This window comes from Streptomyces sp. NBC_01006 (genome assembly GCF_045162725.1).
GTDB lineage: Bacteria > Actinomycetota > Actinomycetes > Streptomycetales > Streptomycetaceae > Streptomyces.
Window position 1 is genome coordinate 2,342,485 of sequence record NZ_CP108700.1, and the last position, 26,558, is coordinate 2,369,042.

Genomic DNA, 26,558 nt, shown 5'->3' on the forward strand with positions numbered 1-26,558 from the left:
CCTACGCGTCGATGCTCTCCGGGCGGGCGGCGGCTTCGGCGGCCGCCTGCCTCTTCGAGGCGATCAGGCTGGTGATCGTGGTGATCACGAGGACTCCGCAGATGACGCCGAGGGAGACCGGGATCGAGACGACCGGGACGTCCAGTCCGGACTCGTGCAGGGCGTGCAGCACCAGCTTGACGCCGATGAAGCCGAGGATGATCGACAGGCCGTAGCTCAGGTGGACCAGCTTCTTGAGCAGACCGCCGATGAGGAAGTACAGCTGGCGCAGACCCATCAGGGCGAAGGCGTTGGCCGTGAACACGATGTACGGGTCCTGGGTGAGGCCGAAGATCGCGGGGATCGAGTCCAGGGCGAACAGCACGTCGGTGGTGCCGATGGCGAGCATGACGACCATGAGCGGGGTCAGGACGCGCTTGCCGTTGTTCTCGATGAACAGCTTGGTGCCGTGGTACTTGTCGGCGACGCCGAACTTCTTCTCGACGGACTTGAGGAGGCGGTTCTCCTCGAACTCCTCCTCGTCCTCGTCCTTGCGCGCCTCCTGGATCAGCTTCCAGGCGGTGTAGATCAGGAAGGCGCCGAAGATGTAGAAGACCCACGAGAAGCTGGCGAGGATCGCCGCGCCGGCGGCGATGAAGATCGCGCGCAGCACCAGGGCGATCAGCACGCCCACCAGCAGGACGCGCTGCTGGAGGTGGGAGGGCACCGCGAACTTCGCCATGATCAGGACGAAGACGAAGAGGTTGTCGACGCTCAGGGACTTCTCGGTGATGAAGCCCGCGAAGAACTCCTGCGAGGCCTGCCCGTTGCCGAAGAACCACAGGCCGAGGCCGAAGAGTGCGGCGAGCACGATCCAGACGACCGTCCAGATGCCCGCTTCCTTGATCGATACGTCGTGCGGTTTGCGGCCGATGAAGAAATCGGCGCCGATCAGGATGCACAGACCGAGAATGGTCAGCACCCAGAGGGTCCACGAAACATCCACTGCTTATTCGCCTCCGGCAGATGGCTCAGCACACATGTCAGCGTCATCGCTGCCGGAGGTCTCTTCCACCCGGGCGGCCTGGAGGCCGTGGGCCGGCGCCCCGGGACCGACTGGTCCGTATTGACGGGTACGCCGTAGCAGGAAAGCAGGAATACTCCCCTCCGCGCGCCCAGGGTACCCGTCAGAGCAGGCAAAGGTAAAGGGAAGACCAAGGGACGGTCATGGGCGGGCATCGCGCCGGGTGGCGGCGATCCGCTCCAGGGTCTGTTCCAGCACCCGGCTGCCCGGCGGCGGCAGGTCCGGCTCGAAGGTCCAGGCGTGGCCGACCCACGGATCGGCGAGGTGGTTGTCCGGCACCGGCGACAGCCGCATCAGCGAGCGCCACAGCGGATCCAGCAGCGGCCCGTACGCCGAGGCCTCGTCACGGTCCGCCACCATCAGCAGGTGCACGCCGACCGCCGGACCCTCGTCGGCCAGGTAGCGCAGCCGGGTGACGGCCCGGTCGTCGAACCCGTGCGGGAAGTCGTGCACGATCAGCAGCTGGTCGGCGAGGTCCACATCGGGCGGCAGGTCCTCGGGGGCCCCGGCCCGCACGGCCATCTGTACGAGGTCCACCCGGCGGGTCAGCGCCTCCAGGGTCCCGGTGACCCCCAAGGCCCCGGCGGCGGGCGGCCCGGCCAGCACCCCGGCCGCGACGAGCGGCGCCAGCGAGGCGGCCCCCGCCCCGGCCGCGTCGATGACGTGCACGGAGAACCGGTCGCCGGGGTGGACCGCGAGCAGTCGGACCGCGTGGGCGACGGCCATGTCCATGGCGGCCCGGCGCAGCCGGTCGGTGTCCATGGTCATCGCGGCCTCGGAGCCGGTGCGGCCGTTGTCGATCCACAGCCCGCGCTCCAGCGGGGCCCGCACCAGCATGGGGATGCGCAGGTCGGGCCGCTCGGGCAGGTGCAGGTCGCCGAGGCGCAGGGCCATCGGGGCCTCCTCCGGTGCCCCGTGCCCGTGCCAGACGGGGTTGGCCCAGCGGGCGTACGGGGCCGGCAGCGCGGGCTCGACCACCTCGGACTCGGCGATCAGCTGCGTGAGGTCCCGGTCGAGCACGGCCTTGGCCTGGGCGACGAGCTCGTCGTGGCGGGCGCGGGCCGCGTCACGGGCGGCGTTGCCGGAGCCCGCGAGGCGGTGGCGGGGGTCGGACAGCGCCTCGTCGAGCTCGCGGTCCATCCGCGACTCGGCGAAGTCACAGGCGCTGCGGTAGGCGGCCACCGACCGGGCCAGGTCCTCGAACATGCCCCAGACCTGGTTGTAGAGCCGTTCCTCCAGGGACCAGCCGCTCGCGTCGCCCGCGACCGGGGCGGGGGGCCGGCCGGGCTCCGCGGGCTCGGCGGGCCGCGGCGCCGGTTCGGGCGGCTCGGTGGTGCTGCGGCGCCGGCGCGGGTGCACGTAGTTCAGTGTGGGTGCGTCGAGTGCGGGTGCGTTCGGTGCGGGTGCGCCCAGGGTCGGCGGGCCCTCGCCGCCGTCCCCGGCCGCGGGGCCCGGCGCAGCGGCGTACGGGGCTCCGGAGACCGGGACCACGGGGACGGCGCCGGTGGGCACGGGCGCGGTGGCGAGCGCGGCCTCGTCCCGCGCGGCCGCTCCCACGACGGCGGCGGCCAGGGCGACTGCGGCCGGTGCGGCCAGCCCGGCGTCGGCCAGCAGCGCGCCGAGCCCGTCGGCGTACCCCTGGCCCACCGCGCGGACCTTCCAGGCGCCCTGGCGCCGGTAGAGCTCCAGGGCCACGACGGCGGTCTCGGCGTCCAGCCCGGTCAGCGTGTACCCGGCGAGCTCGGCGCCCTCCGGATCGGCCACGGCCACGTACGACGCGGGGGCCGCGCCGAACCGCGCCGGCCCGCCGGGCGGCAGGACGAGGACCACCCCGAGCCGGTGCACGGCGGGCGCGACGGCATCGAGGTCGACGGCGAAGCGGTGCTCGGCCGCCACCGCCCCCGGCACCTGAAGTCCGGGCAGGCTCCGGGCGCCGGGGTGGGCCACCGACTCGGGGCCGGCCAGCCGGCCGGCGTCATCGCAGGCCGAGGCCAGGGCCAGCACGGGCGTGCCCGCCGAGACCCTGATCTCCACCCGCGTCCGGGACAGGGGGCGGTTCTGCCCCCGGACCAGTTCGGCCGTCATCGTGCAGCCCTCCCCCGTGCCCTTGCTCGTCTGTTCTGTTCTGCTCTGTTCCGGTGCCGCTTACAGGTGCGGCAGGATCGACGGCATCAGGTCCTGGAAGGTCCGCCCGTTGGCCGGGTTGCCGAGGGCCGTCATCTGCCAGCCGCTGCCGGCGCGCGACACCTTCGCCATGATCTGCGCGGTGTACTGGCCGCCGCCGTCCAGCGTGTAGCGCGCCAGCTCCTGGCCGTTGGTCTCGTCGACGATGCGGCAGAACGCGTTCTGCACCTCCTGGAACGTCTGGCCGGTGAACGAGTTCACCGTGAAGACGATCTGGTCGATGTGCACCGGCACGCGCTGGAGGTCGACGAGGATCGACTCGTCGTCCCCGCCCTGGCCGGCGCCGCCGACGAGGTTGTCACCGGTGTGCCGGACCGAGCCGTCGTCGCTCTGCAGGTGGCGGAAGAACACCACGTCCACCGGCTGCTTGTCGGCGAAGAGCACCGCCGACGCGTCCAGGTCGATCTCCCGGGTCCGCGAGCCGAACAGTCCGCGGCGCTTGGCGGCCTGCCAGCCGAGGCCCATCCGGACCGCGGTCAGCGTGCCCCCGTCCTGCTTCTGCAGACTGATGGCCTGACCCTTGGTCATGTTGACCGTCACGCGCTGTCCCCTCTCCCTAGCCCGCCCCCGATGTGGGTGCGCATGTGTACCTGCGGCTGCTGCCAACCCTACTGACCGGCTCCGGGTCAGGCGAGGCCCGCTTCCCTCATCTGTCGCAGCTCCTTCTTCAGCTCGCCCACCTCGTCGCGGATCCGGGCCGCGACCTCGAACTGGAGCTCGGCGGCCGCTCCGCGCATGCGCTCGGTCATCTGCTCGATGAGCGCCGCGAGTTCCTCGGCCGGACGGTCCGTCAGCACGGCGGCTTCCTTGGCCGCCCTGGCCGCCTTGGCGCCCTTGACCGCCTTGCCGCCCACGGTGACCTGGCCGGCCTTGACCACGCCGAGCGCGGGCACGGGAGCCTTGGCGCCCTTGCCGTCCTTCCCCTGGCGGTACCCGGTGCCGAGCAGCTGTTCGGTGTCCAGCTCCTCGCGGGCGATGGTGGCGACGATGTCGTTGATCTTCTTGCGCAGCGGCTGCGGGTCGATCCCGTTCGCCGTGTTGTAGGCGACCTGCTTCTCCCGGCGGCGGTTCGTCTCGTCGATCGCCTGCGCCATGGCCGGGGTGATGCTGTCCGCGTACATGTGGACCTGGCCGGAGACGTTGCGCGCCGCGCGGCCGATGGTCTGGATCAGCGAGGTGCCGGAGCGCAGGAAGCCCTGCTTGTCGGCGTCCAGGATCGCCACCAGGGACACCTCGGGCAGGTCGAGGCCCTCGCGCAGCAGGTTGATGCCGACCAGGACGTCGTACTCGCCGGCGCGCAGCTCGCGCAGCAGCTCGATGCGGCGCAGCGTGTCGACGTCGCTGTGCAGGTAGCGCACCTGGATGCCGAGCTCCAGGAAATAGTCCGTGAGGTCCTCGGCCATCTTCTTGGTGAGGGTGGTGACCAGGACGCGCTCGTCCTTCTCCACCCGCTGCCGGATCTCGTGGACCAGGTCGTCGATCTGCCCCTCGGTGGGCTTGACCACGACCTCGGGGTCGATGAGGCCGGTGGGGCGGATGATCTGCTCGACGAAGCCGTCGCCGCGGGAGAGCTCGTACTTGCCGGGGGTCGCCGACAGGTAGACCGTCTGGCCGATCCGCTCCTGGAACTCCTCCCACTTCAGCGGCCGGTTGTCGAGCGCGGAGGGCAGCCGGAAGCCGTGGTCGACCAGGGTCCGCTTGCGCGAGGCGTCGCCCTCGTACATCGCGCCGATCTGCGGCACGGTGACGTGCGACTCGTCGATGACGAGGAGGAAGTCCTCGGGGAAGTAGTCGATGAGGGTGTTGGGCGCGGAGCCGCGCTCGCGGTCGTCCATGTGCAGCGAGTAGTTCTCGATGCCGGAGCAGGACCCGATCTGGCGCATCATCTCCAGGTCGTACGTGGTGCGCATGCGCAGCCGCTGGGCCTCCAGCATCTTGCCCTGCTTCTCCAGCTCGGCGAGGCGCTCGGCCAGCTCCGCCTCGATCCCGCGGACCGCCTTCTCCATGCGCTCGGGGCCGGCGACGTAGTGGCTGGCGGGGAAGACGTACAGCTCGCGGTCCTCGCTGATGACCTCGCCGGTCAGCGGGTGCAGGGTGGACAGGGCCTCGATCTCGTCGCCGAACATCTCGATGCGGACGGCCAGTTCCTCGTAGACCGGGAAGATCTCGATGGTGTCGCCGCGCACGCGGAAGGTGCCGCGGGTGAAGGCCACGTCGTTGCGCGTGTACTGGATGTCGACGAAGCGGCGCAGCAACTGGTCCCGGTCCATCTCCTCGCCGACCTTGAGGGGGACCATCCGGTCGACGTACTCCTGCGGGGTGCCGAGGCCGTAGATGCAGGACACGGAGGCGACGACGATCACGTCGCGCCGGGTGAGGAGCGAGTTGGTCGCGGAGTGGCGCAGCCGCTCCACCTCCTCGTTGATCGAGGAGTCCTTCTCGATGTAGGTGTCCGACTGCGGTACGTACGCCTCGGGCTGGTAGTAGTCGTAGTACGAGACGAAGTACTCGACGGCGTTGTTCGGCAGGAGCTCGCGGAACTCGTTCGCCAGCTGGGCGGCGAGCGTCTTGTTCGGCGCCATCACCAGGGTCGGGCGCTGGAGCTTCTCGATCATCCAGGCGGTGGTCGCCGACTTGCCGGTGCCGGTCGCACCCAGCAGGACGACATCCTTCTCACCTGCACGGATGCGCTTCTCCAGCTCGGCGATGGCCGCCGGCTGGTCGCCGCTGGGCTGGTAGGGGCTGACGACCTCGAAAGGCGCCACCGTGCGTTCGATCTTCGATACGGGCCGCATGAGTCCACCGTACGACCCCCCACTGACACTCACGCAGCCGCGCCGGTCCGGGGCGCTGAGGCAGGTCCGGCCGGGCGCGTCCGGCGGACGGGGCGGAAGTCCTCCTTTCTGGTCCGTTTGTCGTAGTTCGGTGGCGGCCCGGTGATCTTCAACCGCATGATCGCCGTAGAGGTCCCCCGTGTGGTGCATCGCCGCAACGTCTGTCAGTCCGCACGCGTCTGACGCAGGAACAGGGCTCCCGAAACGAGGAGAACGCACATGTACGTCCGACCCGCCGCCGCGGCCGCCGCCGCATTCCTGGGCTTCACCCTGACCCTGCTGGGCGGAACGGCCTCGTCCGCCGCCACCGGCCCCTCCATCCCCTCCTCCCCCTCCGGCTCCGCGGGCCCCGCCGGCGTCCCAGGGCTGCTGGGCCCCGTCGTGTACGCCCACCGGGGGGCCTCCGCGTACGCCCCCGAGAACACGCTCGCGGCGATCGACCTCGCGATGCGGCTGGGCTTCGACTGGGTCGAGAACGACGTCCAGCGCACCAAGGACGGCGAGCTGGTCGTGGTCCACGACGACACCCTGGCCCGGACCACCGACGTCGAGCAGGCGTTCCCGGACCGGAGCCCCTGGCGGGTCAAGGACTTCACGGCGGCGGAGATCGCCACGCTCGACGCGGGCAGCTGGTTCGGTGAGGAGTTCGCGGGCGAGCGCGTTCCGACCCTGCGGGAATACCTCGACCGGGTACAGCGCAACCGGCAGCGGCTGCTCCTGGAGATCAAGAAGCCCGAGCTCTACCCGGGCATCGAGAAGCAGACCCTCCAGGTGCTGGACGAGGCCGGCTGGCTCGACGCCGACCACGCGCAGCGCCGCCTGGTCGTACAGAGCTTCAGCGCCGACTCCGTACGCCTCGTGCACGGCATGCACCCGGACCTCGTGACGGCCTTCCTGGGCACCCCGACCGTCGCCGACCTGCCGAAGTACGCCCAGTTCACGGACCGGATCAACCCGTGGCACACCACCATCTCGGCCGACTGGGTGGCGGCGGTGCACGGCCTGCTGGGCGCCCACGGCAAGGCGATGGAGGTGGACACCTGGATCGTCGACGACGCGGCGACGGCCCGGAAGGTGCAGGGGATGGGCGTGGACGGGATCATCACCAACGCCCCGGACGTCGTGCAGCAGGCGGTGCTCGGGGCCCTCGCGTACTAGGGGGACACCCCCCGGGGTGTCGGACCCTCCCCGTACGGTGGAGGGGTGGACAGCACCGAGCGGCCCCGCGGGCCGCACCTCGAATGGACCGTCGTCCCCAGCGACATCGGCCCCCTGCTCCTGGCCGCGACCCCGGAGGGTCTGGTCCGGGTCGAGTTCCATGCCGGGCCGGACCGGGTCGACAAGATGATCGGCTCCCTCGTCTCCCGGCTCGGCGCCGACGCCTGGCATCCGGCACCGGGCGAGGAGGTGCTGCTGGCCGAGCCGATACGCCAGCTGAAGGCGTACTTCGGGGGCACGCTCAAGCGCTTCGAGCTGCCGCTGGACTGGCGGCTCAGCTCCGGCTTCAACCGGCAGGTGCTCCAGGAGCTGGACCGCTCGGTGCCGTACGGGGCCGTCGTCGGGTACGGGGAGCTCGCGGCCCGGGTCGGCCAGCCGGGCGGGGCCCAGGCCGTGGGCAACGCCATGGGGTCGAACCCGCTGCCGCTGGTGGTGGCCTGCCACCGGGTCGTGGAGAACGACGGCGGAATCGGCGGCTTCGGCGGCGGGGTGGAGACCAAGCGCACCCTGCTGGCCCTGGAGGGCGTCCTGCCGCAGCCTCTGTTCTAGGGAATGCCGGGGGGTGTCGGGGGGTGTCAGGGGTGCATCCCCCGTTCCGTCCGGCGGTAAGGGGTGGGAAACTGCCGCGGTGACTACTGCCACCGCCTGCGGCCGCACTGCGCCCGTACACCGCCCCGTGCCGCCGCGACGGGGGTGCACGGCATGACCGCGATTCCCGGCACCGACCGCCCCGCCCCGCCCGTGAGCCCGGCCGACCTGCCCCGGCTCCAGCGCCGTGTCTCCGGGGTGCTGATCGCGAGCCAGATGCTGGGCGGCCTCGGCGTGCCGATCAGCATCGCCCTGGCCCCCGTCCTCGCGACGCAGGTCAGCGGCACCGAATCGCTGTCCGGCTTCGCCTCCACCGCCGCCGTGATCGGCACCGCGGCGGTCTCGCTCCCGCTCGCCGCCCTGATGACCGCGCGCGGCCGGCGGCCGGGACTGGTCCTCGGGTACGGGATCGGCGCCGTCGGCGCGGGCCTGGTGGTCCTCGCCGCCGCGATCAAGAGCTTCCCGCTGCTGATGCTCGGCATGGCCGCCTTCGGAGCCGCCTCCTCCGCCAACCTCCAGGCCCGCTTCGCCGCCGCCGACCTCGCAGCTCCGGACCGCCGGGCCCGGGCCGTCGCCGTCGTCGTCTGGGCGTCGACCCTCGGTGCGGTGCTCGGCCCCAACCTCTCCGCCCCGGCCGGCCGCAGCTTCGCCGGTACCTCCATACCCGAGACGGCGGGCCCCTTCGTCTGGGCCGGCGCCGTCTTCGTCCTCACCGGCACGATGATCGGCCTGTTCCTGCGGCCGGACCCGCTGCTGACGGCCCGGGCGCTGGCCTCGCCCGCGGAGCAGGCGAAGGGGGGCCGCTCGCTGCGCGCCGGGTTCGCGGCCGTCAAGGCCTCCCCGCGGGCGCGGCTGGCCCTGGTCACCGTCGCCGTGTCACACACCGCCATGGTCTCGATCATGGTGATGACCCCGGTCGACCTGGGCCACCACGGCGCCACGCTGGAGCTCGTCGGCCTGGTGATCAGCGGTCACATCGCCGGCATGTTCGCCTTCTCGCCGGTCATGGGCTGGCTCGCGGACCGGGTCGGCCGGCTGGCCGTGATCGGCCTGGCGGCCGGCCTGCTGTCGGTGGCCGCCCTGCTCGCCGGCACCGCCGGGCCGAGCCACGCACAGAGCGCGATCGGCCTGTTCCTGCTGGGTCTCGGCTGGTCCGCCGGCATGGTCTCCGGCTCGGCCCTGCTCACCGACTCGGTCCCGCAGGCCGCGCGGGCCGCCGTACAGGGCCTGAGCGACCTCACGATGAACACCTGCGCGGGCGTGGGCGGCGCGGCCGCCGGCCTGGTCATGTCCCACGCCGGCTACGGCTGGCTGAACGCGATCGGCGCGGCCCTGCTGCTGCCGATGGCGGCGCTGGCCCTGTTCACGGCGCGCCGCCACCCCGTCCCCTCGCCCGCCGCCCCTGCCTCTAGTAGCTGATGTGGTACGCCTTGCGCAGCGTCTCGTGGACGGTCCAGGTGGTCTTGTCGCCCTCCCGGAGCACGCAGGCGGAGCCGGGGCCCACCTCCAGGGTCTCCCCGCCCTCGACCTCGATCGTGGCGCGGCCGCTGACCACGACGAACAGCTCGTTCGCCTCGGTGTCGGTGACCACGCCCGGGGTGATCTGCCAGATGCCGCGCACCTGAGTACTGTCGGGGGACTCCCACAGCACCTTGCCCGTCACGACGGGCTCGCCGGAGAGGATCTGGCCGGGATCGAGGTCCTCGACCTCAAGTTCGGCGTCCGGTACGGATACGGCGAACGAGGCGGGACCGTGCTCACTGGTGCTCATGCCGAGTCACCCTAATCCGCCCTCCGACGCGGCGCGCTGACCACAACGTCCACGCTCCGCCCGCCGGACAGGTCAACCTGTCCAGCCGGTCCCCGGCTCCCACCCGGCCGCGGCGAGTTCTTCGTGGAAGGCGCGCGCGTCCCGGGAGTTCACGGAGGAACGCGACTCGGACACGTTCGCAACGGTGGGCGGGCGGGCGTTTGGGGGCGGGGATCCCGTGCCATGGATGGGACATGCACACATCACCCGAGGTCCCCGTCCTGTCCGAAGAGGTCCGCGAGGCGCTGGAGCGGCGCCGTCCCGTCGTGGCCCTGGAGTCGACGATCATCGCGCACGGCCTGCCCCGCCCCCGCAATCTCGCCGTGGGCGTGGAACTTGAGGCGCTGGTGCGCGCCGAGGGTGCGGTTCCGGCCACGATCGCCGTCGTCGACGGTGTGGCGTACGCCGGCCTCGACAAGGCGCAGCTGGAGCGGATCGCCGGCGGCGAGGGGGTGCGCAAGCTCGGCCACCGGGATCTGGCGCCCGCGCTCGCGACGGGCGCGACCGGTGCGACGACGGTGTCCGCGACGGCGTTCCTGGCCGCCCGGGCCGGGCTGCGGGTGTTCGCCACGGGCGGGCTGGGCGGCGTACACCGCGAGTACGCGCAGACGCAGGACGAGTCGGCGGACCTGGCACTGCTGGCGCGGACCCGGATCACGGTGGTGTGCGCGGGGGTGAAGTCGATCCTGGACGTGCCGGCCACGCTCCAGCGGCTGGAGACGCTCGGGGTGGGGGTGCTGGGGTACGGGACGGAACGTTTCCCCGGGTTCTACCTGGCCAGTTCCGGCGAGCCGGTCGACTGGACCGTGCACCGGCCGGAGGAAGTGGCGGCGGTGATGGCCGCTCAGGACGCGCTCCGCGGCCCGGAATCGGCGCTGCTGGTGGCCAATCCGGTGGCGGAGGCGGAGCAGTTGGATCCGGTACTGCACGACCGGGTCCTGGCCGAGGCGCTGGAGGAGTGCCACGCGCGCGGGATCACGGGGCAGGCGGTGACCCCGTTCCTGCTGGGGTTCCTGGTACGGGCGACGGGCGGAGCCTCGCTGGAGGCCAACCTGGCGGCGGTACGGGGCAACGTGGCGCTCGGGGCCAGGATCGCGGGGGCCTGGGCGGCGCGTCCGTGACGGGGCCCGCGACCCCGGCGGCTCCCGGGGCGCTGCTGGTCGTCGGGGACGTGGTGACGGACGTCGTGGCGGTGCATCCGCAGCCGCTGACTCCGGCCACGGACACGGCCGCGCGGATCCGGACCCTGCCGGGCGGCGCCGGCGCCAACGCGGCCTGCTGGGCCGCCCACTCGGGGGTGGCGGAGGTACGCCTCCTGGCGCGGGTCGGCACCGAATCGGCCCGGTGGCACGAGCAGTGTCTGCGGGACTCGGGGGTGCGGCCGCGGCTGGTGATCGATCCGGCCGAGCCGACCGGGACGGTCGTGGCGCTGGTCGGCGGGGACGCGGAGCGCACCTTCCTGACCGACAGCGGCGCCGCGCTGCGGCTCACCCCGGAGGACTGGGCTCCGGCCCTGCTGGAGGGGGCCGCCCATCTGCACCTGTCCGGTTACCTCTTCTTCGCCGACAGCAGCCGCGAGCTGGCCCTGGTCGCGCTGCGGGCGGCCCGGGCCCGGGGGGTGCCGGTGAGCGTGGACCCGGCCTCGGCGGGGTTCCTGGCCGGGCTGGGTCCGCAGCGCTTCCTCGATGCCGTGGCGGGGATCGGCGTACTGCTGCCCAACGAGGACGAGGCGCGGCTGCTGGCCGGGCTGCCGGAGCCGGCCGGGGCGGCCCGGGCGGCGGCGGAACTGAGCCTGCGGGTACCGCTGGTGGTGGTCACCCGGGGTGCCGCCGGGGCGCTGGTGGCGGAGGGGGGCCGGGTGACCGCCGAGGTGTCCGCGGAGTCGGCCGAGGCGGTGGACTCGACGGGTGCCGGGGACGCGTTCACCGGCGGGTTCCTGGCGGCGCGGCTCGCGGGCGCGGCCCCGGTGGACGCGGCCCGCGCCGGGTGCCGCACGGCCGCCCGGGCGGTGACCCGGCTGGGCGGGCGTCCGTAGCGACGGCCATGGCCGTCGCGGGCGGCTACGGCCGTACCAGGGGCTACGAGGTGTACTCCTCCTGGCCGAGGGTGTCGATCACGCCCGCCTTGTTCACGTTGTAGTGGAACACCAGGCCCTTGTTCGGATGGGTTTCCAGCCACGAGGTGAGCTCGTGCGTGGTGATCGGCTTGTTCGCGGAGCCGGAGAGGATCGGGGCGTGGGCGCCGATCTTGGCGTCCTCGGCGATCGGGATGTAGGTCTCCTCGCCGACGGTCACGAAGGGGGTGGCACCGCCCGCGACGGGGCAGCCCCAGTGGCCGCGCTTGACGATCAGGCTGTATTGGCCGCCCTCGGGGGTGTAGCGGTAAACGGCGATCTCGTCCGGCGAGACCGCGTCCTTGGAGGCGCAGGCGGGTCCGGGGGCGGGCGGCTTGGGCTTGGCCGGAGGGGTCGTGGTGGGGGCCGGCTTCTTCGAGGACCCCGCGGAGGCGGACGGTGCCGCCCCACCTGGCGCGGCGGAGGAGGCCGTGGCCGACGGGCTTGCCGGGCTCGCGCCGGGGCTCGTACCGGCGGCGCCCGCGTCACCGCCGTTGCCGTCGCCGTTGCAGGCCGTGAGGGTCAGGGCTCCGCAGAGCACCAGCGCGGCGGCCGCGTGCCGCCGCAGCCGTCTCGGACCCTGAACCGCCGTACCGCGTCCGCCCATTGCCGTCTCCCTCTGCCAAGGCGCCACCGGGTGGCCACCGTCGAAGCGTGGCCTCAACGTAGTGCGCGGCTGCGGCCGGGGGCGATGGCCGGATCTCGTTCGTCACCGGCCCGCGATGGCGTTGTTGCGGATCCCGGACGTCCGTGACGGGACGGGGCCGCGGGAGCTCAGCCGGTGGGGCCGGTGAGACCGGTCCAGGCGGGGTGGCGGGGGTCGTCGGCCCGGACCACCGCGTCGGCCCGGGCCGCGGGGTCGGTCTCCGCCTCGTAACGGGCGAAGGCGGGCAGGGTCCAGCGGGCGGATTCCTCGGTGCGGCGGGCCAGCGCCCCCGGGGAGAGCCGGATGTGCACGCTGAGGTCGAAAGGGAACCAGTGGCCCAGCAGCAGCGGGCCGTGCACGATCACGACGCCGCCCGGCGGGAGTTCGGTGTACGGGCTGCGGGTCGCCCGGTCGGTCGCCGGGTCCCAGAGGTCGGGCAGGACGCGGCCGGTGCCTCCGGGGTCGGTCGGACCGAACACCTCGCGCCACAGGGCGGCGGTGTCGTACCAGCCGCCGAGGTAGGAGTCCACGTCCTCGCGGCCGAACTCGAAGCGGAGGGAGGCCGGGCGCAGGAATCCCCCGGCCGCGACCACCAGGACCGGGCGGCCGCGCAGGCGCAGCGCGTCGGCGAGGTGGCCGGCCAGTACGCCGGTGCCGGCGGCGGGCGCGCCGTCGATGCCCACCCGCTGCCACGTTCCCCGCTCTGCCGGTGACCCGTGTTCGTCGAGGTGGCCGGCGAGCCGCTCGGCCATCCGCTGCCATGTGATCGCTTCCAGCTGCACAGGCCCATTGTCAGTGGTGGGCCGTAGCGTTTTTCACGAGGGATCACCGGCGGGAAAGAGCCGTTGGCCCGGCCTTGGGGAGGGGTCTGTCATGGCTCGCGAGACGACGTATCTGGAGCTGTCGCAGGATGGCGGCGGCGCGCACAAGTTCTACGAGGTGACCGTGGACGGCACGGCCGTCTCGGTGCGGTACGGGCGCATCGGCGCGGACGGCCAGTTGCAGAGCTCCTCGTTCCCGACCGTCGAGAAGGCCCGGGCCGCGGCCGCCAAGAAGATCGGGGAGAAGGTCCGCAAGGGGTACGCGCCGGCGGTGGCGGGGCAGCGCGCGGCCCGGTCGGTGTCGCGCCGGCAGGTCACGTCGGCGCCGTCGACGGCACGTGCGGTGGCCCCGGTGCTGTGGCGGTTCCGTACGGGCTCCTCGGCGTTCGGGATCCATGTGGACGAGGACCGCTGCTGGGTGGGGAACCAGGCGGGGGACGTCTACACGCTGAGCCACGGGGGCGAGGTGCTGGCCCGGTACTCGCTGCCGGACGGTGTGAAATGCCTGGTGGCGGACGAGTTCTGGATATACGCGGGCTGTGACGACGGCACGGTGTACGACCTGTCGTCGAAGGTGCCGTTCGGGGCCTACGACATCGCGGCGGATGTGGACATCTTCTGGCTCGACATCCACGAGGGTGTGCTGAGCGTCTCCGACCGCAGCGGCGGGCTGACGGTCATCGACCACGAGGACGAGTTCCAGTGGTCGCGGCGGTCGCCGGGGTCGAACGCGTGGATGGTCCGGGCGGATGAGCGGTCGGTCTACCACGGGCACAGCAACGGTGTGACGGCGTACGCGGCCGACGGCGGGGCGCAGTTGTGGCACACGCCGACCAACGGCTCGGTGCTGTTCGGCTGGCAGGAGGACCGGACGGTGTATGCCGCCACCGGGCGTCACACCGTGCAGCGGCTGGCGAAGGCGACGGGCGCCGTGGAGGCCTCGTACAAGTGCGATGCCGCCGTGTACGCGTGCGCGACCTCGCCGGACGGCCGCCATGTGTTCGCCGCCGACTACGCCTCCTCGGTGTACTGCTTCGACGCCGACGGGCAGCGGTTGTGGAAGCTGGGCACCGGCGGCGGTTCGGCCCTGTCCATGCAGTATCTGGACGAGCGGCTGTACCTGGTCACCACGGACGGGTCCCTGATCTGCATGGACGCGAGCGAGGCGGCGATCCTCGCGGCCCAGCGGGGCTCGGTCCCGACGGCCGTGGACGTGAAGTCGGCTGCCGCGCTGCCGGTGTTCACCCCGGCGGCCTCCGCTTCGGCGGTCGCGACCGTCTCGGTGGCGGCGGCTCCGGCGGGCGGTGTGGTGGTGGAGTGCGTGCAGCAGGGCGGCAGGATGCGCGTGCAGGTGGTGTCGGGCGGCTTCGAGCCCTCGTGGAACGTGCAGTTCCCGCGCGGGATCCGGGAGCCGGGTGCCCGGTACGTGGTCGACGGGCTGCATGCGGCCTCGGGTGGGTTCTACCGGGTGCGCGGGGAGATACGCCGCCTGGTCTGAGCGGGAGGGTCTCCGGCGGGCCGGGTCACGGAAGGCGGCTCGGGCAGGTGCACGGTTCGGCGCCGGGCGGGGCGTCCGCGGGTATGGAGAAGGCCTCGTCCTCGGCGAGCGTGCAGGTCACGTACAGCACGACCGGTACGGTGCCCAGGTTGCGGCCCAGGTGGAGGTGCTCGACGCCGGGCGGTTCGACGAAGCTGGTGCCGGGGCGGTGCACGACGACCGAGTTGTCGTGCAGGATCCGGGTCAGCGTCCCGGACTTGACGAGCGCGATCAGCGGAACGCGGTGGAAGTGCCAGCCGGTGCAGCCGCCGGGCTCTATGACGACCTCCCGGCCCGCGAGGTCCTCCGCACCGCCTTCCACGGCTCGTATGAGCCGCGCCGTCGGCTGCCATCCACCCATGTACGCACTCCTCCCCCATGGGCATCACGGCCATACCGCAGCCCCAACGCCCCACGGTAGAGGGACATCCGGACAACCGGAAAAGGTGGCGAAACCTCAACCGCCATTTTCGGCAAGGTGATAAGCGGACCGGACAGCGGTATCACATCGTCATGAGCCTCGTGGTGTTCGAGTCGCTGAAGCAGATCCACTGCGCGGAGTGCCGCCAGGGGCCGCTCCGGCATCTCGTCCGGGAGGCCGGCGTACCCCGCTGCCTGGACTGCGCCGACCTCGGACACCTGGTCTACCTGCCGCGCGGGGATGCCGCCCTCACCCGGAGGGCCCGCGAGGCGAGTTCGCTCTCGGCCGTCGTCGTCCGCTTCAACAAGCGGCGTCGCCGCTACGAGCGCCAGGGGCTCCTGGTCGAGGAGCCCGCCCTGGCCCTCGCCGAGCGCGCCTGCCTCGCGGACGCCGAGGCGCGGGCCCGCCGCCGGGAGCGCGACCGGCTGCGCCGCGCCGCCCAGGACACCCGGTTCACGGCGGCCTTCGCCGCCGAGATCGTGCGGCTGTTCCCGGGGTGTCCGGCAGACCGGGCGGTGGCGATAGCCACCCATGCCTCGCTGCGCGGGAGCGGCCGGGTGGGCCGTACGGCGGCCGGCCGGGCCCTCGACGAGCAGGCGGTGTCGGTGGCGGTCCGGGCGGCGGTGCGGCACATCGACACCGAGTACGACGCCCTGCTGATGGCGGGCGTCCCGCGGTTCGCGGCCCGGGCCCGGCTGGCACCCCGGATCGACGCGATCCTGGACGCCTGGCGCACGCCCCCGCCGCCGTCGTCGCCGTCGTCGCCGGCTTCGACTTCGTCTTCCGCCGGAGAGGCGTAGTCCCGCCTCTCTAGCCGAGGCGGAAGCGGCGGTAGAGCAGCACCCCGCCCAGCAGCAGCGCCCCGCCGCCGGGCAGCAGGTAGCCGACTCCGTCGGCCCCGGTGTGGGCGAGGGCCGGGCCGTGCTGCGGCGGCGTGGGCGGGGTGACGGGATGCTCGACGACGGGCGGCTGCGACGGCTTGCCGCCGCTGGGCACGTCCCCGTTGACGGAGGTGTTGCCGGTGGAGCCGTTGCCGACCCCGACGACGTTCACCGAGTTGCCGCTGATGTTGACCGGGACATCGACCGGAAGCTGGATCCCGTTGCCGGACAACAGCCCGGGCGAATCCTTTCCTCGCCCATCGGCATGGGCTCCCCCGCCCGTGTGGGACTGCGTACCGGCCGCGGTCCCGGGTTTCGAAGGGTGCGAGGGCGCCGACCCCGGATGCCCGTCGCCACCGCCCCCCGTGTTGGCACAGCGGTTGCCCGCGGCCGGGTTGAGCAGGCCGACCACGCTCACGGTGTTGCCGCACACGTTCACCGGGGTGTGCACCGGCAGCTGCACCAGATTCCCGGACAGCAGACCCGGCGAACCCTCGGCCTTCCCGCCCGCGTCCGCATCGGCGTAGGCGAATCCGCTGACACCCGCGACCGCCAGTCCACCTCCCGCAACCACCGCCGCGATCAAGCCATTCCGACGACTGTGACGCATCAGTTTCCCTGCCTTCCGGAGGAGTTCACGGGAGCTGCACCCGCACCGGAAACAACGCGGCAAACCCGTTCGGGTTATAGAGCCGGTAGGCATTTCACTCCATCGTGTACTGGGTAATGCCTACTTCATGACTGAACGCCCGCTGCTGCTCCTCGACGTGGACGGCCCCCTCAACCCGTTCCGGTCCCGGCTCGCCGGGCTCCGCGGGTACACGAGTCACCGGATGCGTCCGGCGGACTGGATGTCCCACCGGGACCCCGAATCCCGCAGCGCCCGGCGCGGGCTGCGGGTCCGCCTGCACCCCGCGCACGGGGCCCGCCTGCTGGCCCTGCCGTTCGAACTCACGTGGGCCACCGCCTGGATGCACCAGGCCAACACGATGATCGCCCCGCACATCGGACTACCCGGCGATCTTCCTGTCATCGAGTGGCCGGAACTCTTCGCCCACGACCCCGACGGTCTCTTCTGGAAGACCCGCCCGCTCCTCGACTGGGCGGCGGGGCGTCCCTTCGCCTGGGTCGACGACATGATCACCCCGCAGGACCGCGCCTGGATCGCGGCCCACCACCCCGCTCCGGCGCTCCTCCTCACCATCCACGCCCGCCACGGCCTGCGCGACCGCGACTTCACCACGTTGACGCGCTGGGCGGCGGAAGTCAGTGGCCCAGGGCGGTGAGGGGGTCCGGGGACGGGGTGCCCGTGGGCCACCAGTCCTCGGTGTCCGCGCGGGACTCGTAGGCGTACCAGAGGCCGTCGCGGCCCAGGCGGAGCTGGCGGGTGCGCGCGGTGAGGCGGTTTCGCTCGGGGCGGAAGGCACCTTGGGAGGCGGCGAGGAGGACCGGGCGGGCCCGGTCGAAGGGGCCGGCCGGGGGGTCCCAGGGCTCTTCGAGGGCGGCGAGCGCGGGCCGACCGCCCTGGCGCCAGGCCGCGGCGGCGCGGGCCAGGTCGGTGGTGGTGCGGCCGGTGGCGCGGGCCAGGTCCCGGTAGAGGGTGCGGGCCGCTCCGGTGAGGCCGGCCGTGTGGTGCGCGGAGGCCAGGCGGACGGCGTCCTGCCAGAGCGTGAGCCCGGCGATCGGGTCCTCGGTGGTGGTGAGCAGGGCGAAGGCGCGGGCGGCTGCGTCCGTGGCGAGCTGGTCCAGGGCCAGCGGGTCGGGAGCCGCAGGGTCCGCCGGGTACGCGGGCGGGAGTCCCACCGCCGCGGGCGCGGGCAGCGGGGCCGGCAGCGGCGGCAGGACGGCGCGGGCCAGTGCGGCGCGGGCCGGGACCCCGGGGAAGTCCGGTGCGGCGTCGGGCTGTTCGCGGGCGGCGTGGGCCGCGTTGCGGCGGGTCAGCTCGTCGAGGAGCTCCCGCTCGCCCCGGCCGCGCAGGAGCAGCAGGACGAACGGGTCCTCGTCGAGGAGGCGGGCCGCCCGGTAGCAGAGGGCCGCGGCGTGCTTGCAGGGCGGACGAGCGGTGTCCGGGCAGGAGCAGCGCGCGGCGAGCTCACCCGCGCCGGGCAGGACCGTCCCCGCCAGGGACTGCGGAACCTCCCGCTCCAGCAGGCTCGCGAGGGCCGTGGGATCCGCGGCCACCGTCTCCAGGAGTTCGCTCCACTCGGCGTCCGGGAAGGGGCTCAGGACCAGTTCGGTGCGGTACGGGCGGGCCCGGCTGCCCCGTACGTAGGCCACGATCCGGCCCGGGGTGACCGTGACCGCGTCGACATGCCCCTCGGCCGCGTACGCGTGGCCCCGGGCCAGGCGGGCCGGGTCGCCGGACGCCTCTTCGAGCGCGGACACCCAGGCCCGGCCCCACCAGCTGACGGCCTCCGCCCCGGCGGGCACGGTCTCGAAGGTGCGCCGGCGGTCGTCCCGTGCGGTGATCACGCCGGCCTCCCCACCGTGGTCATGCGGGCCTCCGCAGGGAGACGAGGTCGGCCAGCTCGCGGTCGGTCAGCTCCGTGAGCGCCGACTCCCCCGAGCCGAGCACGGCATCGGCCAGGGCCCGCTTGGCCTCCAGCATCTCGGCGATCCGGTCCTCCACGGTGCCCTCGGCGATGATCCGGTGGACCTGGACGGGCTGCGTCTGGCCGATCCGGTATGCGCGGTCGGTGGCCTGCTCCTCCACCGCCGGGTTCCACCAGCGGTCGAAGTGGATCACATGGCCGGCCCGCGTGAGGTTCAGCCCGGTGCCCGCCGCCTTCAACGAGAGCAGGAAGACCGGGACTTCGCCGGACTGGAAGCGGTCCACCAGCTCCTCGCGGCGCGCCACCGGCGTCCCGCCGTGCAGGAGCTGGTGGGAGATCCCCCGGGCCGCCAGGTGCCGCTCGATGATCCGGGCCATCGTCACGTACTGGGTGAAGACCAGCACCGAGCCGTCCTCCGCGAGGATCGTGTCCAGCAGCTCGTCCAGCAGGGCCAGCTTGCCCGAGCGGTGCGGGATCCTGGGCGGATCCTCCTTCAGGTACTGCGCGGGGTGGTTGCAGATCTGCTTGAGCGAGGCCAGCAGCTTCATGATCATGCCGCGCCGCTCGATGCCCTCGCTCGCCCCGATCACGGCCATCGCCTCCTCCACCGCGGCCTGGTAGAGCGAGGCCTGCTCGCGCGTGAGGGAGACCGGATGGTCGGTCTCCGTCTTCGGCGGCAGCTCGGGGGCGATCCCCGGGTCGGACTTCTTGCGCCGCAGCAGGAACGGCCGTACGAGCGCGGCCAGCCGGGCCACCGCCGCCTCGTTGCCCCCGTCCTCCTCCTGCTGGTGCTCCACCGGGCGGGCGTGCCGGGCCCGGAACGCCGTCAGCGGCCCCAGCAGCCCGGGCGTGGTCCAGTCGAGCAGCGCCCACAGCTCGGAGAGGTTGTTCTCGACCGGGGTGCCGGTCAGCGCCACCCGGGCCGGCGCCGGGATCGTGCGCAGCGCCTTCGCGGTCGCCGAATGCGGGTTCTTCACGTGCTGCGCCTCGTCGGCGACGACCATGCCCCAGGGCTGTTCGGCCAGCCGGGCCGCGCTCGCGCGCATCGTCCCGTACGTGGTGAGGACGAATCCTCCGGCCAGCCCGTCGAGGCTGCGGCTGCCGCCGTGGAAGCGGCGCACGGCGACCCCGGGCGCGAACTTCTCGATCTCCCGCTGCCAGTTGCCCAGCAGCGAAGCCGGGCAGACGACGAGCGTCGGCTCGGGGCGGTCGCGGTGCAGGTGCAGCGCGATCAGGGTGACCGTCTTGCCCAGGCCCATGTCGTCGGCGAGGCAGCCGCCGAGGCCGAGCGAGGTCATGAGGTCCAGCCACGCCAGGCCGCGGGCCTGGTAGTCGCGCAGGGTGGCCTTCAGCCCGACGGGCTGTGGCAGCGGGGCCAGCTCGCCGGTCAGCCGCTCCCTCAGAGCGGCCAGCGCGCCCACCGGAACCGCCGCCACCGGCTCCCCGTCCACCTCGGCCGTCCCCGTCAGTACGGCGGCCAGCGCATCCACCGGGTCCAGCAGGCCCAGCTCCCGCTTGCGCGCCTTGCGCACCAGCTCGGGATCGACCCGCACCCACTGGTCCCGCAGCCGCACCACCGGCCGGTGCGCCTGCGCCAGCGCGTCCATCTCCCCGGGGGTGAGCCGGTCGCCGCCCAGCGCGAGCTCCCAGGAGAAGGCGAAGAGGTGGTCCGCGTCGAAGAAGGCGGTCCCGTCGGTGGCGGAGCCGGGCGCGGTGGACCGTACGACCGCGGTCGCGGACAGCGTACGAGCCAGCTCGCGCGGCCAGTGGACCAGGACCCCGGCGGCCGCCAGCCGGTTCGCGGCCCTGCCGAGGAGGTCTTCGAGCTCCGGATCGGAGAGGGCGAGGACATCGGGGACGGGCTGGTCCAGCAGCCGCAGCAGCGGCGGCCACACCCGGGCGGCCCGGCGCAGCGCCAGTACGGCGTCGATCCGGGCTCGCGGCCCGAACCCGGCGGCGGCCGCACCGGCCCACAGCAGTCCGGCGTCGGTGACGAGGGTGGGGTCGGCGAGGCTGTGCACCTGCACGACGGCGGCGCCGGCGCGGCGGGTCTCCGCGGTCTCCGTGCCCTCCGGGCCCTCCGTGTCCTGCGCCGGGTCGAAGAGGCGGAACGAGGACAGGTCGAGCCGCAGCGAGATCCCCACGCCGGCATCGGCGCCGGCCGCGACCTGCGCGGCCCAGTCCTGTATCCCGGGCACCCGCTGCGGCTCCTGCGCGGCGAAGGGCCGTCCGGCGGCCAGCGGCCCGGCCGGGGTACGGGGCAGGCTGTCGGCGACGGCATCGAGGAACGCCCGGACCAGCGCCTCCGGTTCGGGCAGTTGGAGGGGGCGGCGGCCGGTCAGCGGGGTGGCGTACCCCTCGTACGGGAGGGCGGCGGCCACCGCGCGGAGGTGGCCCACGTCCTCGGCGTCGAGCGGGCCGGCCCGCCAGGCATCGACCCCGTCGGGGGTGACGCCGGGCAGGAGGCGGCCGCGGGCGACGAGCGCGAGGGCGTGGAGGGCGGCGGTGCCCCAGGCGCGGGTGGCGGGGTGCGCGGCGGGGCTGCGGGGGGCACGGGCGAGGAGCGGGAGGGCGTCGGTGACGGAGAGGGTCAGGGAGGGGACGGTACGGGTGCGGATCCCCTGGCCGTGGGGGCGCACGACGGCGAGCGGGCCCGGGGTCCCGGCCGGGAGCTCGGGGAGTACGTCCCCGTCGGGGGCCCAGAAGGCGATGCGGGCCTCGCGGGGGACGGCGGCGGGGAGGAAAACGGCGGCGTGGCGCAGCAGGCCGGCGGCCTGCGCGGGCTGGTGCGGCTGCGGTGTCACGGTGTCGCCTCCTCTCCCCTCGGTGTGGTCACGGGCGTGGTCACAGGTGTGGTCACATCAGACGGATCCCGTCTGCCGTCGAGTCTAGGTGCGGGCACTGACAACGCCGCTGAGCTGGGCACATACCGGCTCCCGACCCGCTGCGCGGGGAAGGCGTTTTGCGGTGGCACGGGGTGGGGACGGCTCACAGCACCGCACTACCCGCCACATGGGGAGAAACCGCCATGCTCCAGGGCCTCGCCGCCGTCATCGCGCTCGCGCTCACCGCCCCCGGATTCCTCGGCGCCGCCGATCTGCCGCCGCATCCCACCTCGCCCTGGCATGCCGGGAAGGTCACCAAGGGGCTGCCCGAAACGGCGCCGTTCTGCCTGGACGGGGTGATTCCGGCCGCCGGGAGCTGGCACCGGAACTTCGGGACCGACCTCGACACCGGCGCCGTGCAGGTCTCCGTACGGGCCTCCTCCGACTCGGCGGCCGCCCGGCTGACCCGGAACCTGGAGCGGCAGGTCGCCGCCTGCGCCGCCGACTGGCTGCGGGCGCACCCGGACGGGACGGCCGACGCGAAGGACTACGGCACCCTCCCCGTAGAGGAGGGCGCCCACGTCTACGGCGTGCACGTCTCGATCCCGGATTCCGAACCCGGCGTGCACCTCTTCGGCATCGGACGCGACGGTTCCACCGTGACCGTCGTCCAGTGGGGCCAGATGGGCGACCTGAGCGACGCCCCCGTCCCCGCCTTCAAGCGGACGACCACGACCGCCGTGAACCGCCTGATTCCATGACATGCGAGGACATCAGCTGACATACCATGGTTCTGAGGCGATGGTCATGCGTTCCGGAAACGAGCCGGTGACCGCCCGCAGTCCGCTGCGGCTGCGGTTCTGGCTGAGTCTGTGGGGGTTCGTCTGGGCCGCCGCCGGGACCGCCGCGTTCTCCCTGGTCGGCCGTCCCGGGTGGGCGGCCGCCTGCGGGGTGGTCGCCGTACTCGCGCTCGTCGACCTGGGCGTGGTCCTCCACCACATCCACCAGGGCCCGCACTACCAGCCGGGCCCGGACGTGCCCCCGTACGAGCCCCCGCACCAGCGCTGACGCGGCCCGCTACTCCTCGAAGCGGGCCGCCGCCAGGTAGTCGGGCTGGGGGTCCAGCGCGGCCGCCAGGCGGAAGTGCTTGCGAGCCTGTTCGGGACGGCCGGAGCGCTCGTGGGTACGGGCCAGGGCGAAGTGCGCGAAGGCGTTGTCCGGCTCCCGCTCCAGCACCAGCTCGAACTCCATGGCCGCCGGACGCAGTTGGGCGGCGGCGAAGAACGCGCGGGCCCGCAGCAGCCGGGCCGCCGTGTTCTCCGGGTGCGCGGCGATGACCGAGTCGAGGAGCTTCACGGCGCCCCGCGGGTCGCGCGCGGCCAGCAGCTGCTCGGCGGCCCGGTAGTCGATGACGTGCGTCTCGGGCGATGAGCCGGACGGCGAAGGCGGCTGCGCCGGTATGGACGGCGGCATGGTGTCGGACACGGTCTGTTCCTTCCCTCTGCGGGCGCGTTCAACGCCCCGCGCCCCGCCTGCTATTCCATGCACACGTCAGGCACCGGCAGCGCCCGCCGCCGCCTCCCGCTCCTTGAGCTCCGTCCACACCTTGCGCACCTGCGGCTCCAGCGCCTCCAGCGGCCCGTCGTTGTCGATCACGAGCGTGGCCACCGCCAGCCGCTGCTCCCGCGTGGCCTGCGCGGCCATCCGGGCCCGCGCCTCCTCCTCGGCCATCCCGCGCAGCGCGGTCAGCCGGGCCAGCTGCGTTCCGGGCGCCGCGTCCACCACGACCACCAGGTCGTACAGCGGCGCCAGACCGTTCTCCGCGAGCAGCGGTACGTCGTGCACCACGATCGCGTCGGGCCCGGCAGCGGCCTCCAGTTCGGCCGACCGGGCCCCGACCAGCGGGTGCACGATCGCGTTGAGGGTCTGCAGCTTCGCCGGGTCGGCGAACACGATGGAGCCCAGCTTCGGCCGGTCCAGCGTCCCCTCGCCGGTCAGCACGGACTCCCCGAAAGCCGCCACGACGGCCGCGAGCCCCGGCGTACCCGGCTCCACGACCTCCCGCGCGATGCGGTCGGCGTCCACGACGACCGCCCCGTACCCCGCCAGCAGCCGCGAGACCTCGCTCTTGCCGGCACCGATTCCGCCTGTCAGGCCAACCTTCAACATGCCCAGCAGACTAGACCCCGCGCCCGGGCCCCCGTACAGCCCCCTGCTTCCCGACCCGGCGACCCGGCGATCACGGGGCCCGTCAGCGCAGTCAGCCCAGTCAGCGCTGTCAGTCCCGTCAGCCCTCGCCCTCGCGCTCCGCCAGGAACCGCTCGAACTCGCGGCCGATCTCGTCCGCCGACGGGATCTCCTGCGGCTCCGCGATCATGTTGCCCCGCGTCTCGGCTCCGGCCGCCGCGTCGTACTGGTGCTCCAGCCCCTGGACCAGGGCGACCAGTTCCTCGTCGCCCTCGCGGATCTGCCGGTCGATCTCCGTCTGCGTCCGGTGCGCCTCCGTGCGCAGCGCGTGCGCCACCGCCGGCAGGACCAGCCCGGTCGCCGCCGTGATCGCCTCCAGCGCCGTCAGGGCGGCGTCCGGGTACGCGGAGCGCGCCACGTAGTGCGGTACGTGCGCGGCGACGCCCAGCACGTCGTGCCCGGCCTGGCCGAGGCGGAACTCCACCAGGGACTCCGCGCTGCCCGGCACCTGTGCCTCGTCGAACGGGCTGCGGTGGCCCGGCATGAGGTCGGTCCGGTTGCCGTGCGGGGTGATCCCGACGGGCCGGGTGTGCGGGACGCCCATGGGGATGCCGTGGAAGTTGACCGAGAGCCGGACGCCGAGGCGCTCGACGATCTGCCGGACGGCGACGGCGAAGCGCTCCCACTCCACGTCCGGCTCGGGGCCGGAGAGCAGCAGGAACGGGGCGCCCGTGGCGTCCTGGACGAGGCGCACCTCAAGGCGCGGCTCCTCGAACTCGGCCCAGTGGTCGCGCTGGAACGTCAGCAGCGGGCGCCGGGCGCGGTAGTCGACCAGGCGGTCCGCGTCGAACCGGGCCACGACCTGGTGGGGCAGCGTGTCGAGCAGCCGCTCGACGATCTGCTCCCCGGCCTCACCTGCGTCGATGTACCCCTCGAAGTGGTAGAGCATGACCAGCCCGGCCGAGTCCTGGGCAAGCGCCAGATCAGCCACTGCCAGGCCCTTGGCATCCCATTCGTACAAACCCTGTGGATCAAGCACCGTCACCACTCCTCCTCGCCGTCTACGTTGCGCACAACGTCCAAGGCGGCTGCTCCATTCCCCAGTTGACCTCTTTCACAGGAATGCAACAAGGCCCGCCCCCCTGAGGGGACGGGCCTTGTCGTTCAGCTCAGCTACAGCTCACACCGAGGTGCGATGCGCTGCGATCAGCTCTGGCCGCCGGCCAGCTTCTCGCGGAGCGCGGCCAGGGCCTCGTCGGAGGCCAGGGCGCCCGAGGTCTCGTCCGACTCCGAGGAGTAGGAACCACCCGAGATGCCCGCACCGGCGTTGCCACCGGCGGCCGGGGCGGCAGCGCCCTCGGCAGCGGCGGCCTCGTCGGCCTCGCGGCTCTTGATGACCTGCGCCTGGTGCTGCTCGAAGCGGACCTGCGCCTCGGCGTACTGGCGCTCCCACGTCTCGCGCTGGGTGTCGAAGCCCTCGAGCCAGTCGTTGGTCTCGGGGTCGAAGCCCTCGGGGTAGATGTAGTTGCCCTGGTCGTCGTAGGACGCGGCCATGCCGTACAGGGTCGGGTCGAACTCGACCGACGCCGGGTCGGCACCGAAGGACTCGTTGGCCTGCTTCAGGGACAGCGAGATCCGGCGACGCTCGAGGTCGATGTCGATGACCTTGACGAAGATCTCGTCGTTGACCTGGACGACCTGCTCCGGGATCTCCACGTGGCGCTCGGCCAGCTCGGAGATGTGGACCAGACCCTCGATGCCCTCGTCCACGCGGACGAACGCACCGAACGGAACCAGCTTGGTGACCTTACCCGGGACGACCTGACCGATCTGGTGCGTACGGGCGAACTGCTGCCACGGGTCCTCCTGCGTCGCCTTCAGCGACAGGGAGACACGCTCGCGGTCCATGTCCACGTCGAGGACCTCGACGGTGACTTCCTGGCCGACCTCGACAACCTCGGACGGGTGGTCGATGTGCTTCCAGGACAGCTCGGAGACGTGGACGAGACCGTCGACGCCACCCAGGTCCACGAAGGCACCGAAGTTGACGATCGAGGAAACGACGCCGGAGCGGACCTGACCCTTCTGCAGGGTGGTGAGGAACGTCTGGCGAACCTCGGACTGGGTCTGCTCCAGCCAGGCGCGGCGGGACAGGACCACGTTGTTGCGGTTCTTGTCCAGCTCGATGATCTTCGCCTCGAGCTCCTTGCCCACGTAGGGCTGGAGGTCGCGGACGCGGCGCATCTCGACGAGGGAGGCCGGCAGGAAGCCGCGGAGGCCGATGTCGAGGATGAGACCACCCTTGACGACCTCGATGACGGTACCGGTGACGATGCCGTCTTCTTCCTTGATCTTCTCGATCGTGCCCCAGGCGCGCTCGTACTGGGCGCGCTTCTTGGACAGGATCAGGCGGCCTTCCTTGTCCTCCTTCTGGAGAACCAGGGCCTCGATCTCGTCGCCGACCTTGACGACCTCGTTCGGGTCGACGTCGTGCTTGATCGAGAGCTCACGGCTCGGGATCACGCCTTCGGTCTTGTAACCGATGTCGAGCAGGACCTCGTCCCGGTCGACCTTCACGATGACGCCGTCGACGATGTCGCCGTCGTTGAAGTACTTGATCGTCTCGTCGATCGCGGCGAGGAAGGCTTCCTCGTTACCGATGTCGTTGACCGCTACCTGCGGGGTGGTAGAGGTGGTCTCGGTGCTGCTCGTCATGTGGGAAAGGGCTCCGGTTACGGACAGAAAGTCGTAGGTACTGCTACGCCGGGAGCCCTTATCGGCATCTGCCGAAGAAGCCGGACAGCCAAGGAAGCCCATGCTCCGCCGTGAAGCGGACCGGGCCTCGAAAACCGAGGGGACATCAACAGATGCAAGCGCA

25 protein-coding genes are annotated in these 26,558 nt (G+C 72.7%); 10 read left to right on the plus strand and 15 right to left on the minus strand.

The window, feature by feature from the left end; all coding sequences use genetic code 11:
• Nucleotide 1: 1 nt before the first annotated feature.
• The 4 genes from OG509_RS10595 to uvrB all read right to left on the minus strand — a co-directional run bounded on the left by OG509_RS10595 (nucleotide 2) and on the right by uvrB (nucleotide 6,042).
• Nucleotides 2–985 (minus strand): TerC family protein, encoded by a 984-nt coding sequence (locus OG509_RS10595; protein ID WP_406181974.1) that lies wholly within the window; start codon nucleotides 983–985, stop codon nucleotides 2–4.
• Between the two features lie 219 nt (nucleotides 986–1,204).
• The gene (locus OG509_RS10600; protein ID WP_406181975.1) at nucleotides 1,205–3,148 is read right to left on the minus strand and encodes a TerD family protein; all 1,944 of its coding nucleotides are present in this window, start codon (nucleotides 3,146–3,148) and stop codon (nucleotides 1,205–1,207) included.
• Nucleotides 3,149–3,208: 60 nt separating this feature from the next.
• On the minus strand, nucleotides 3,209–3,787 hold the full coding sequence (locus OG509_RS10605; RefSeq protein WP_403734659.1) for a TerD family protein: 579 nt from the start codon (nucleotides 3,785–3,787) through the stop codon (nucleotides 3,209–3,211).
• Nucleotides 3,788–3,873: 86 nt separating this feature from the next.
• Nucleotides 3,874–6,042, minus strand: coding sequence for an excinuclease ABC subunit UvrB (uvrB, locus tag OG509_RS10610; protein WP_385581637.1), 2,169 nt, complete (start codon nucleotides 6,040–6,042; stop codon nucleotides 3,874–3,876).
• A 258-nt stretch (nucleotides 6,043–6,300) separates the two neighbouring features.
• Here uvrB and OG509_RS10615 point away from each other — a divergent pair, with 258 nt between their 5' ends.
• The 3 genes from OG509_RS10615 (at nucleotide 6,301) to OG509_RS10625 (ending at nucleotide 9,306) form a co-directional block, all read left to right on the plus strand.
• Complete coding sequence (locus OG509_RS10615) at nucleotides 6,301–7,239, plus strand: glycerophosphodiester phosphodiesterase (protein WP_406181976.1); 939 nt, start codon at nucleotides 6,301–6,303, stop codon at nucleotides 7,237–7,239.
• Nucleotides 7,240–7,284: 45 nt separating this feature from the next.
• Nucleotides 7,285–7,848 carry a methylated-DNA--[protein]-cysteine S-methyltransferase gene (locus OG509_RS10620; RefSeq protein ID WP_406181978.1) on the plus strand — a complete coding sequence of 188 codons (564 nt, stop codon included), beginning with the start codon at nucleotides 7,285–7,287 and terminating at the stop codon, nucleotides 7,846–7,848.
• A gap of 153 nt (nucleotides 7,849–8,001) precedes the next feature.
• Nucleotides 8,002–9,306, plus strand: a complete 1,305-nt coding sequence (locus OG509_RS10625) for an MFS transporter (RefSeq protein ID WP_406181980.1) — start codon at nucleotides 8,002–8,004, stop codon at nucleotides 9,304–9,306.
• Here OG509_RS10625 and OG509_RS10630 read toward each other — a convergent pair.
• The gene (locus tag OG509_RS10630; protein ID WP_406181981.1) at nucleotides 9,296–9,658 is read right to left on the minus strand and encodes a cupin domain-containing protein; all 363 of its coding nucleotides are present in this window, start codon (nucleotides 9,656–9,658) and stop codon (nucleotides 9,296–9,298) included. The two genes, OG509_RS10625 and OG509_RS10630, sit on opposite strands and share 11 nt — an antisense overlap.
• A gap of 233 nt (nucleotides 9,659–9,891) precedes the next feature.
• Here OG509_RS10630 and OG509_RS10635 point away from each other — a divergent pair, with 233 nt between their 5' ends.
• Both OG509_RS10635 and OG509_RS10640 read left to right on the plus strand, forming a co-directional pair.
• Nucleotides 9,892–10,818, plus strand: a complete 927-nt coding sequence (locus tag OG509_RS10635; RefSeq protein WP_406181983.1) for a pseudouridine-5'-phosphate glycosidase — start codon at nucleotides 9,892–9,894, stop codon at nucleotides 10,816–10,818.
• Nucleotides 10,815–11,732, plus strand: a complete 918-nt coding sequence (locus tag OG509_RS10640; protein ID WP_406181985.1) for a carbohydrate kinase family protein — start codon at nucleotides 10,815–10,817, stop codon at nucleotides 11,730–11,732. Before OG509_RS10635 ends, OG509_RS10640 begins: the two co-directional genes overlap by 4 nt.
• A 43-nt stretch (nucleotides 11,733–11,775) precedes the next feature.
• Here the strand turns inward: OG509_RS10640 and OG509_RS10645 are convergent, their stop codons facing one another.
• Entirely contained in the window at nucleotides 11,776–12,417 is a 642-nt protein-coding gene (locus OG509_RS10645; RefSeq protein ID WP_406181986.1) for a hypothetical protein, read from the minus strand.
• A 167-nt stretch (nucleotides 12,418–12,584) separates the two neighbouring features.
• Nucleotides 12,585–13,238 carry a uridine kinase gene (locus OG509_RS10650; protein WP_406181987.1) on the minus strand — a complete coding sequence of 218 codons (654 nt, stop codon included), beginning with the start codon at nucleotides 13,236–13,238 and terminating at the stop codon, nucleotides 12,585–12,587.
• A 91-nt stretch (nucleotides 13,239–13,329) separates the two neighbouring features.
• On the opposite strand from OG509_RS10650, the gene OG509_RS10655 reads away from it, so the two are divergent.
• Nucleotides 13,330–14,775 carry a WGR domain-containing protein gene (locus OG509_RS10655; protein WP_385590822.1) on the plus strand — a complete coding sequence of 482 codons (1,446 nt, stop codon included), beginning with the start codon at nucleotides 13,330–13,332 and terminating at the stop codon, nucleotides 14,773–14,775.
• Between the two features lie 25 nt (nucleotides 14,776–14,800).
• On the opposite strand, the gene OG509_RS10660 is transcribed toward OG509_RS10655, so the two are convergent.
• Nucleotides 14,801–15,175, minus strand: a complete 375-nt coding sequence (locus tag OG509_RS10660; RefSeq protein ID WP_406181989.1) for a cupin domain-containing protein — start codon at nucleotides 15,173–15,175, stop codon at nucleotides 14,801–14,803.
• A gap of 152 nt (nucleotides 15,176–15,327) precedes the next feature.
• Here OG509_RS10660 and OG509_RS10665 point away from each other — a divergent pair, with 152 nt between their 5' ends.
• Complete coding sequence (locus OG509_RS10665) at nucleotides 15,328–16,035, plus strand: DUF2293 domain-containing protein (protein ID WP_406181991.1); 708 nt, start codon at nucleotides 15,328–15,330, stop codon at nucleotides 16,033–16,035.
• Between the two features lie 10 nt (nucleotides 16,036–16,045).
• Here the strand turns inward: OG509_RS10665 and OG509_RS10670 are convergent, their stop codons facing one another.
• Entirely contained in the window at nucleotides 16,046–16,690 is a 645-nt protein-coding gene (locus OG509_RS10670) for a chaplin (protein WP_406181993.1), read from the minus strand.
• 163 nt (nucleotides 16,691–16,853) lie between these two features.
• Here OG509_RS10670 and OG509_RS10675 point away from each other — a divergent pair, with 163 nt between their 5' ends.
• Nucleotides 16,854–17,402: a hypothetical protein gene (locus tag OG509_RS10675; protein WP_406181995.1), complete on the plus strand. Its 549-nt coding sequence runs from the start codon at nucleotides 16,854–16,856 to the stop codon at nucleotides 17,400–17,402.
• Here OG509_RS10675 and OG509_RS10680 read toward each other — a convergent pair.
• Nucleotides 17,383–18,588 (minus strand): SWIM zinc finger family protein, encoded by a 1,206-nt coding sequence (locus OG509_RS10680; RefSeq protein ID WP_406181997.1) that lies wholly within the window; start codon nucleotides 18,586–18,588, stop codon nucleotides 17,383–17,385. The genes OG509_RS10675 and OG509_RS10680 overlap by 20 nt on opposite strands.
• Before the next feature lie 19 nt (nucleotides 18,589–18,607).
• The gene (locus tag OG509_RS10685; protein ID WP_406181999.1) at nucleotides 18,608–21,472 is read right to left on the minus strand and encodes a DEAD/DEAH box helicase; all 2,865 of its coding nucleotides are present in this window, start codon (nucleotides 21,470–21,472) and stop codon (nucleotides 18,608–18,610) included.
• Nucleotides 21,473–21,696: 224 nt separating this feature from the next.
• Between OG509_RS10685 and OG509_RS10690 the strand changes: the two genes are divergently transcribed.
• Both OG509_RS10690 and OG509_RS10695 read left to right on the plus strand, forming a co-directional pair.
• Nucleotides 21,697–22,254 (plus strand): hypothetical protein, encoded by a 558-nt coding sequence (locus OG509_RS10690; protein ID WP_406182001.1) that lies wholly within the window; start codon nucleotides 21,697–21,699, stop codon nucleotides 22,252–22,254.
• A 46-nt stretch (nucleotides 22,255–22,300) separates the two neighbouring features.
• Complete coding sequence (locus OG509_RS10695) at nucleotides 22,301–22,561, plus strand: DUF6343 family protein (protein WP_385590836.1); 261 nt, start codon at nucleotides 22,301–22,303, stop codon at nucleotides 22,559–22,561.
• A gap of 9 nt (nucleotides 22,562–22,570) precedes the next feature.
• On the opposite strand, the gene OG509_RS10700 is transcribed toward OG509_RS10695, so the two are convergent.
• From OG509_RS10700 to rpsA, 4 genes are all read right to left on the minus strand, one after another.
• The gene (locus OG509_RS10700; protein WP_406187531.1) at nucleotides 22,571–22,966 is read right to left on the minus strand and encodes a tetratricopeptide repeat protein; all 396 of its coding nucleotides are present in this window, start codon (nucleotides 22,964–22,966) and stop codon (nucleotides 22,571–22,573) included.
• 78 nt (nucleotides 22,967–23,044) lie between these two features.
• Nucleotides 23,045–23,662 (minus strand): dephospho-CoA kinase, encoded by a 618-nt coding sequence (gene coaE, locus OG509_RS10705; protein ID WP_406182002.1) that lies wholly within the window; start codon nucleotides 23,660–23,662, stop codon nucleotides 23,045–23,047.
• Nucleotides 23,663–23,780: 118 nt separating this feature from the next.
• Nucleotides 23,781–24,719: a PAC2 family protein gene (locus tag OG509_RS10710; RefSeq protein WP_385590842.1), complete on the minus strand. Its 939-nt coding sequence runs from the start codon at nucleotides 24,717–24,719 to the stop codon at nucleotides 23,781–23,783.
• A 167-nt stretch (nucleotides 24,720–24,886) separates the two neighbouring features.
• On the minus strand, nucleotides 24,887–26,395 hold the full coding sequence (gene rpsA / locus OG509_RS10715) for a 30S ribosomal protein S1 (protein WP_383347250.1): 1,509 nt from the start codon (nucleotides 26,393–26,395) through the stop codon (nucleotides 24,887–24,889).
• Nucleotides 26,396–26,558: the final 163 nt, after the last annotated feature.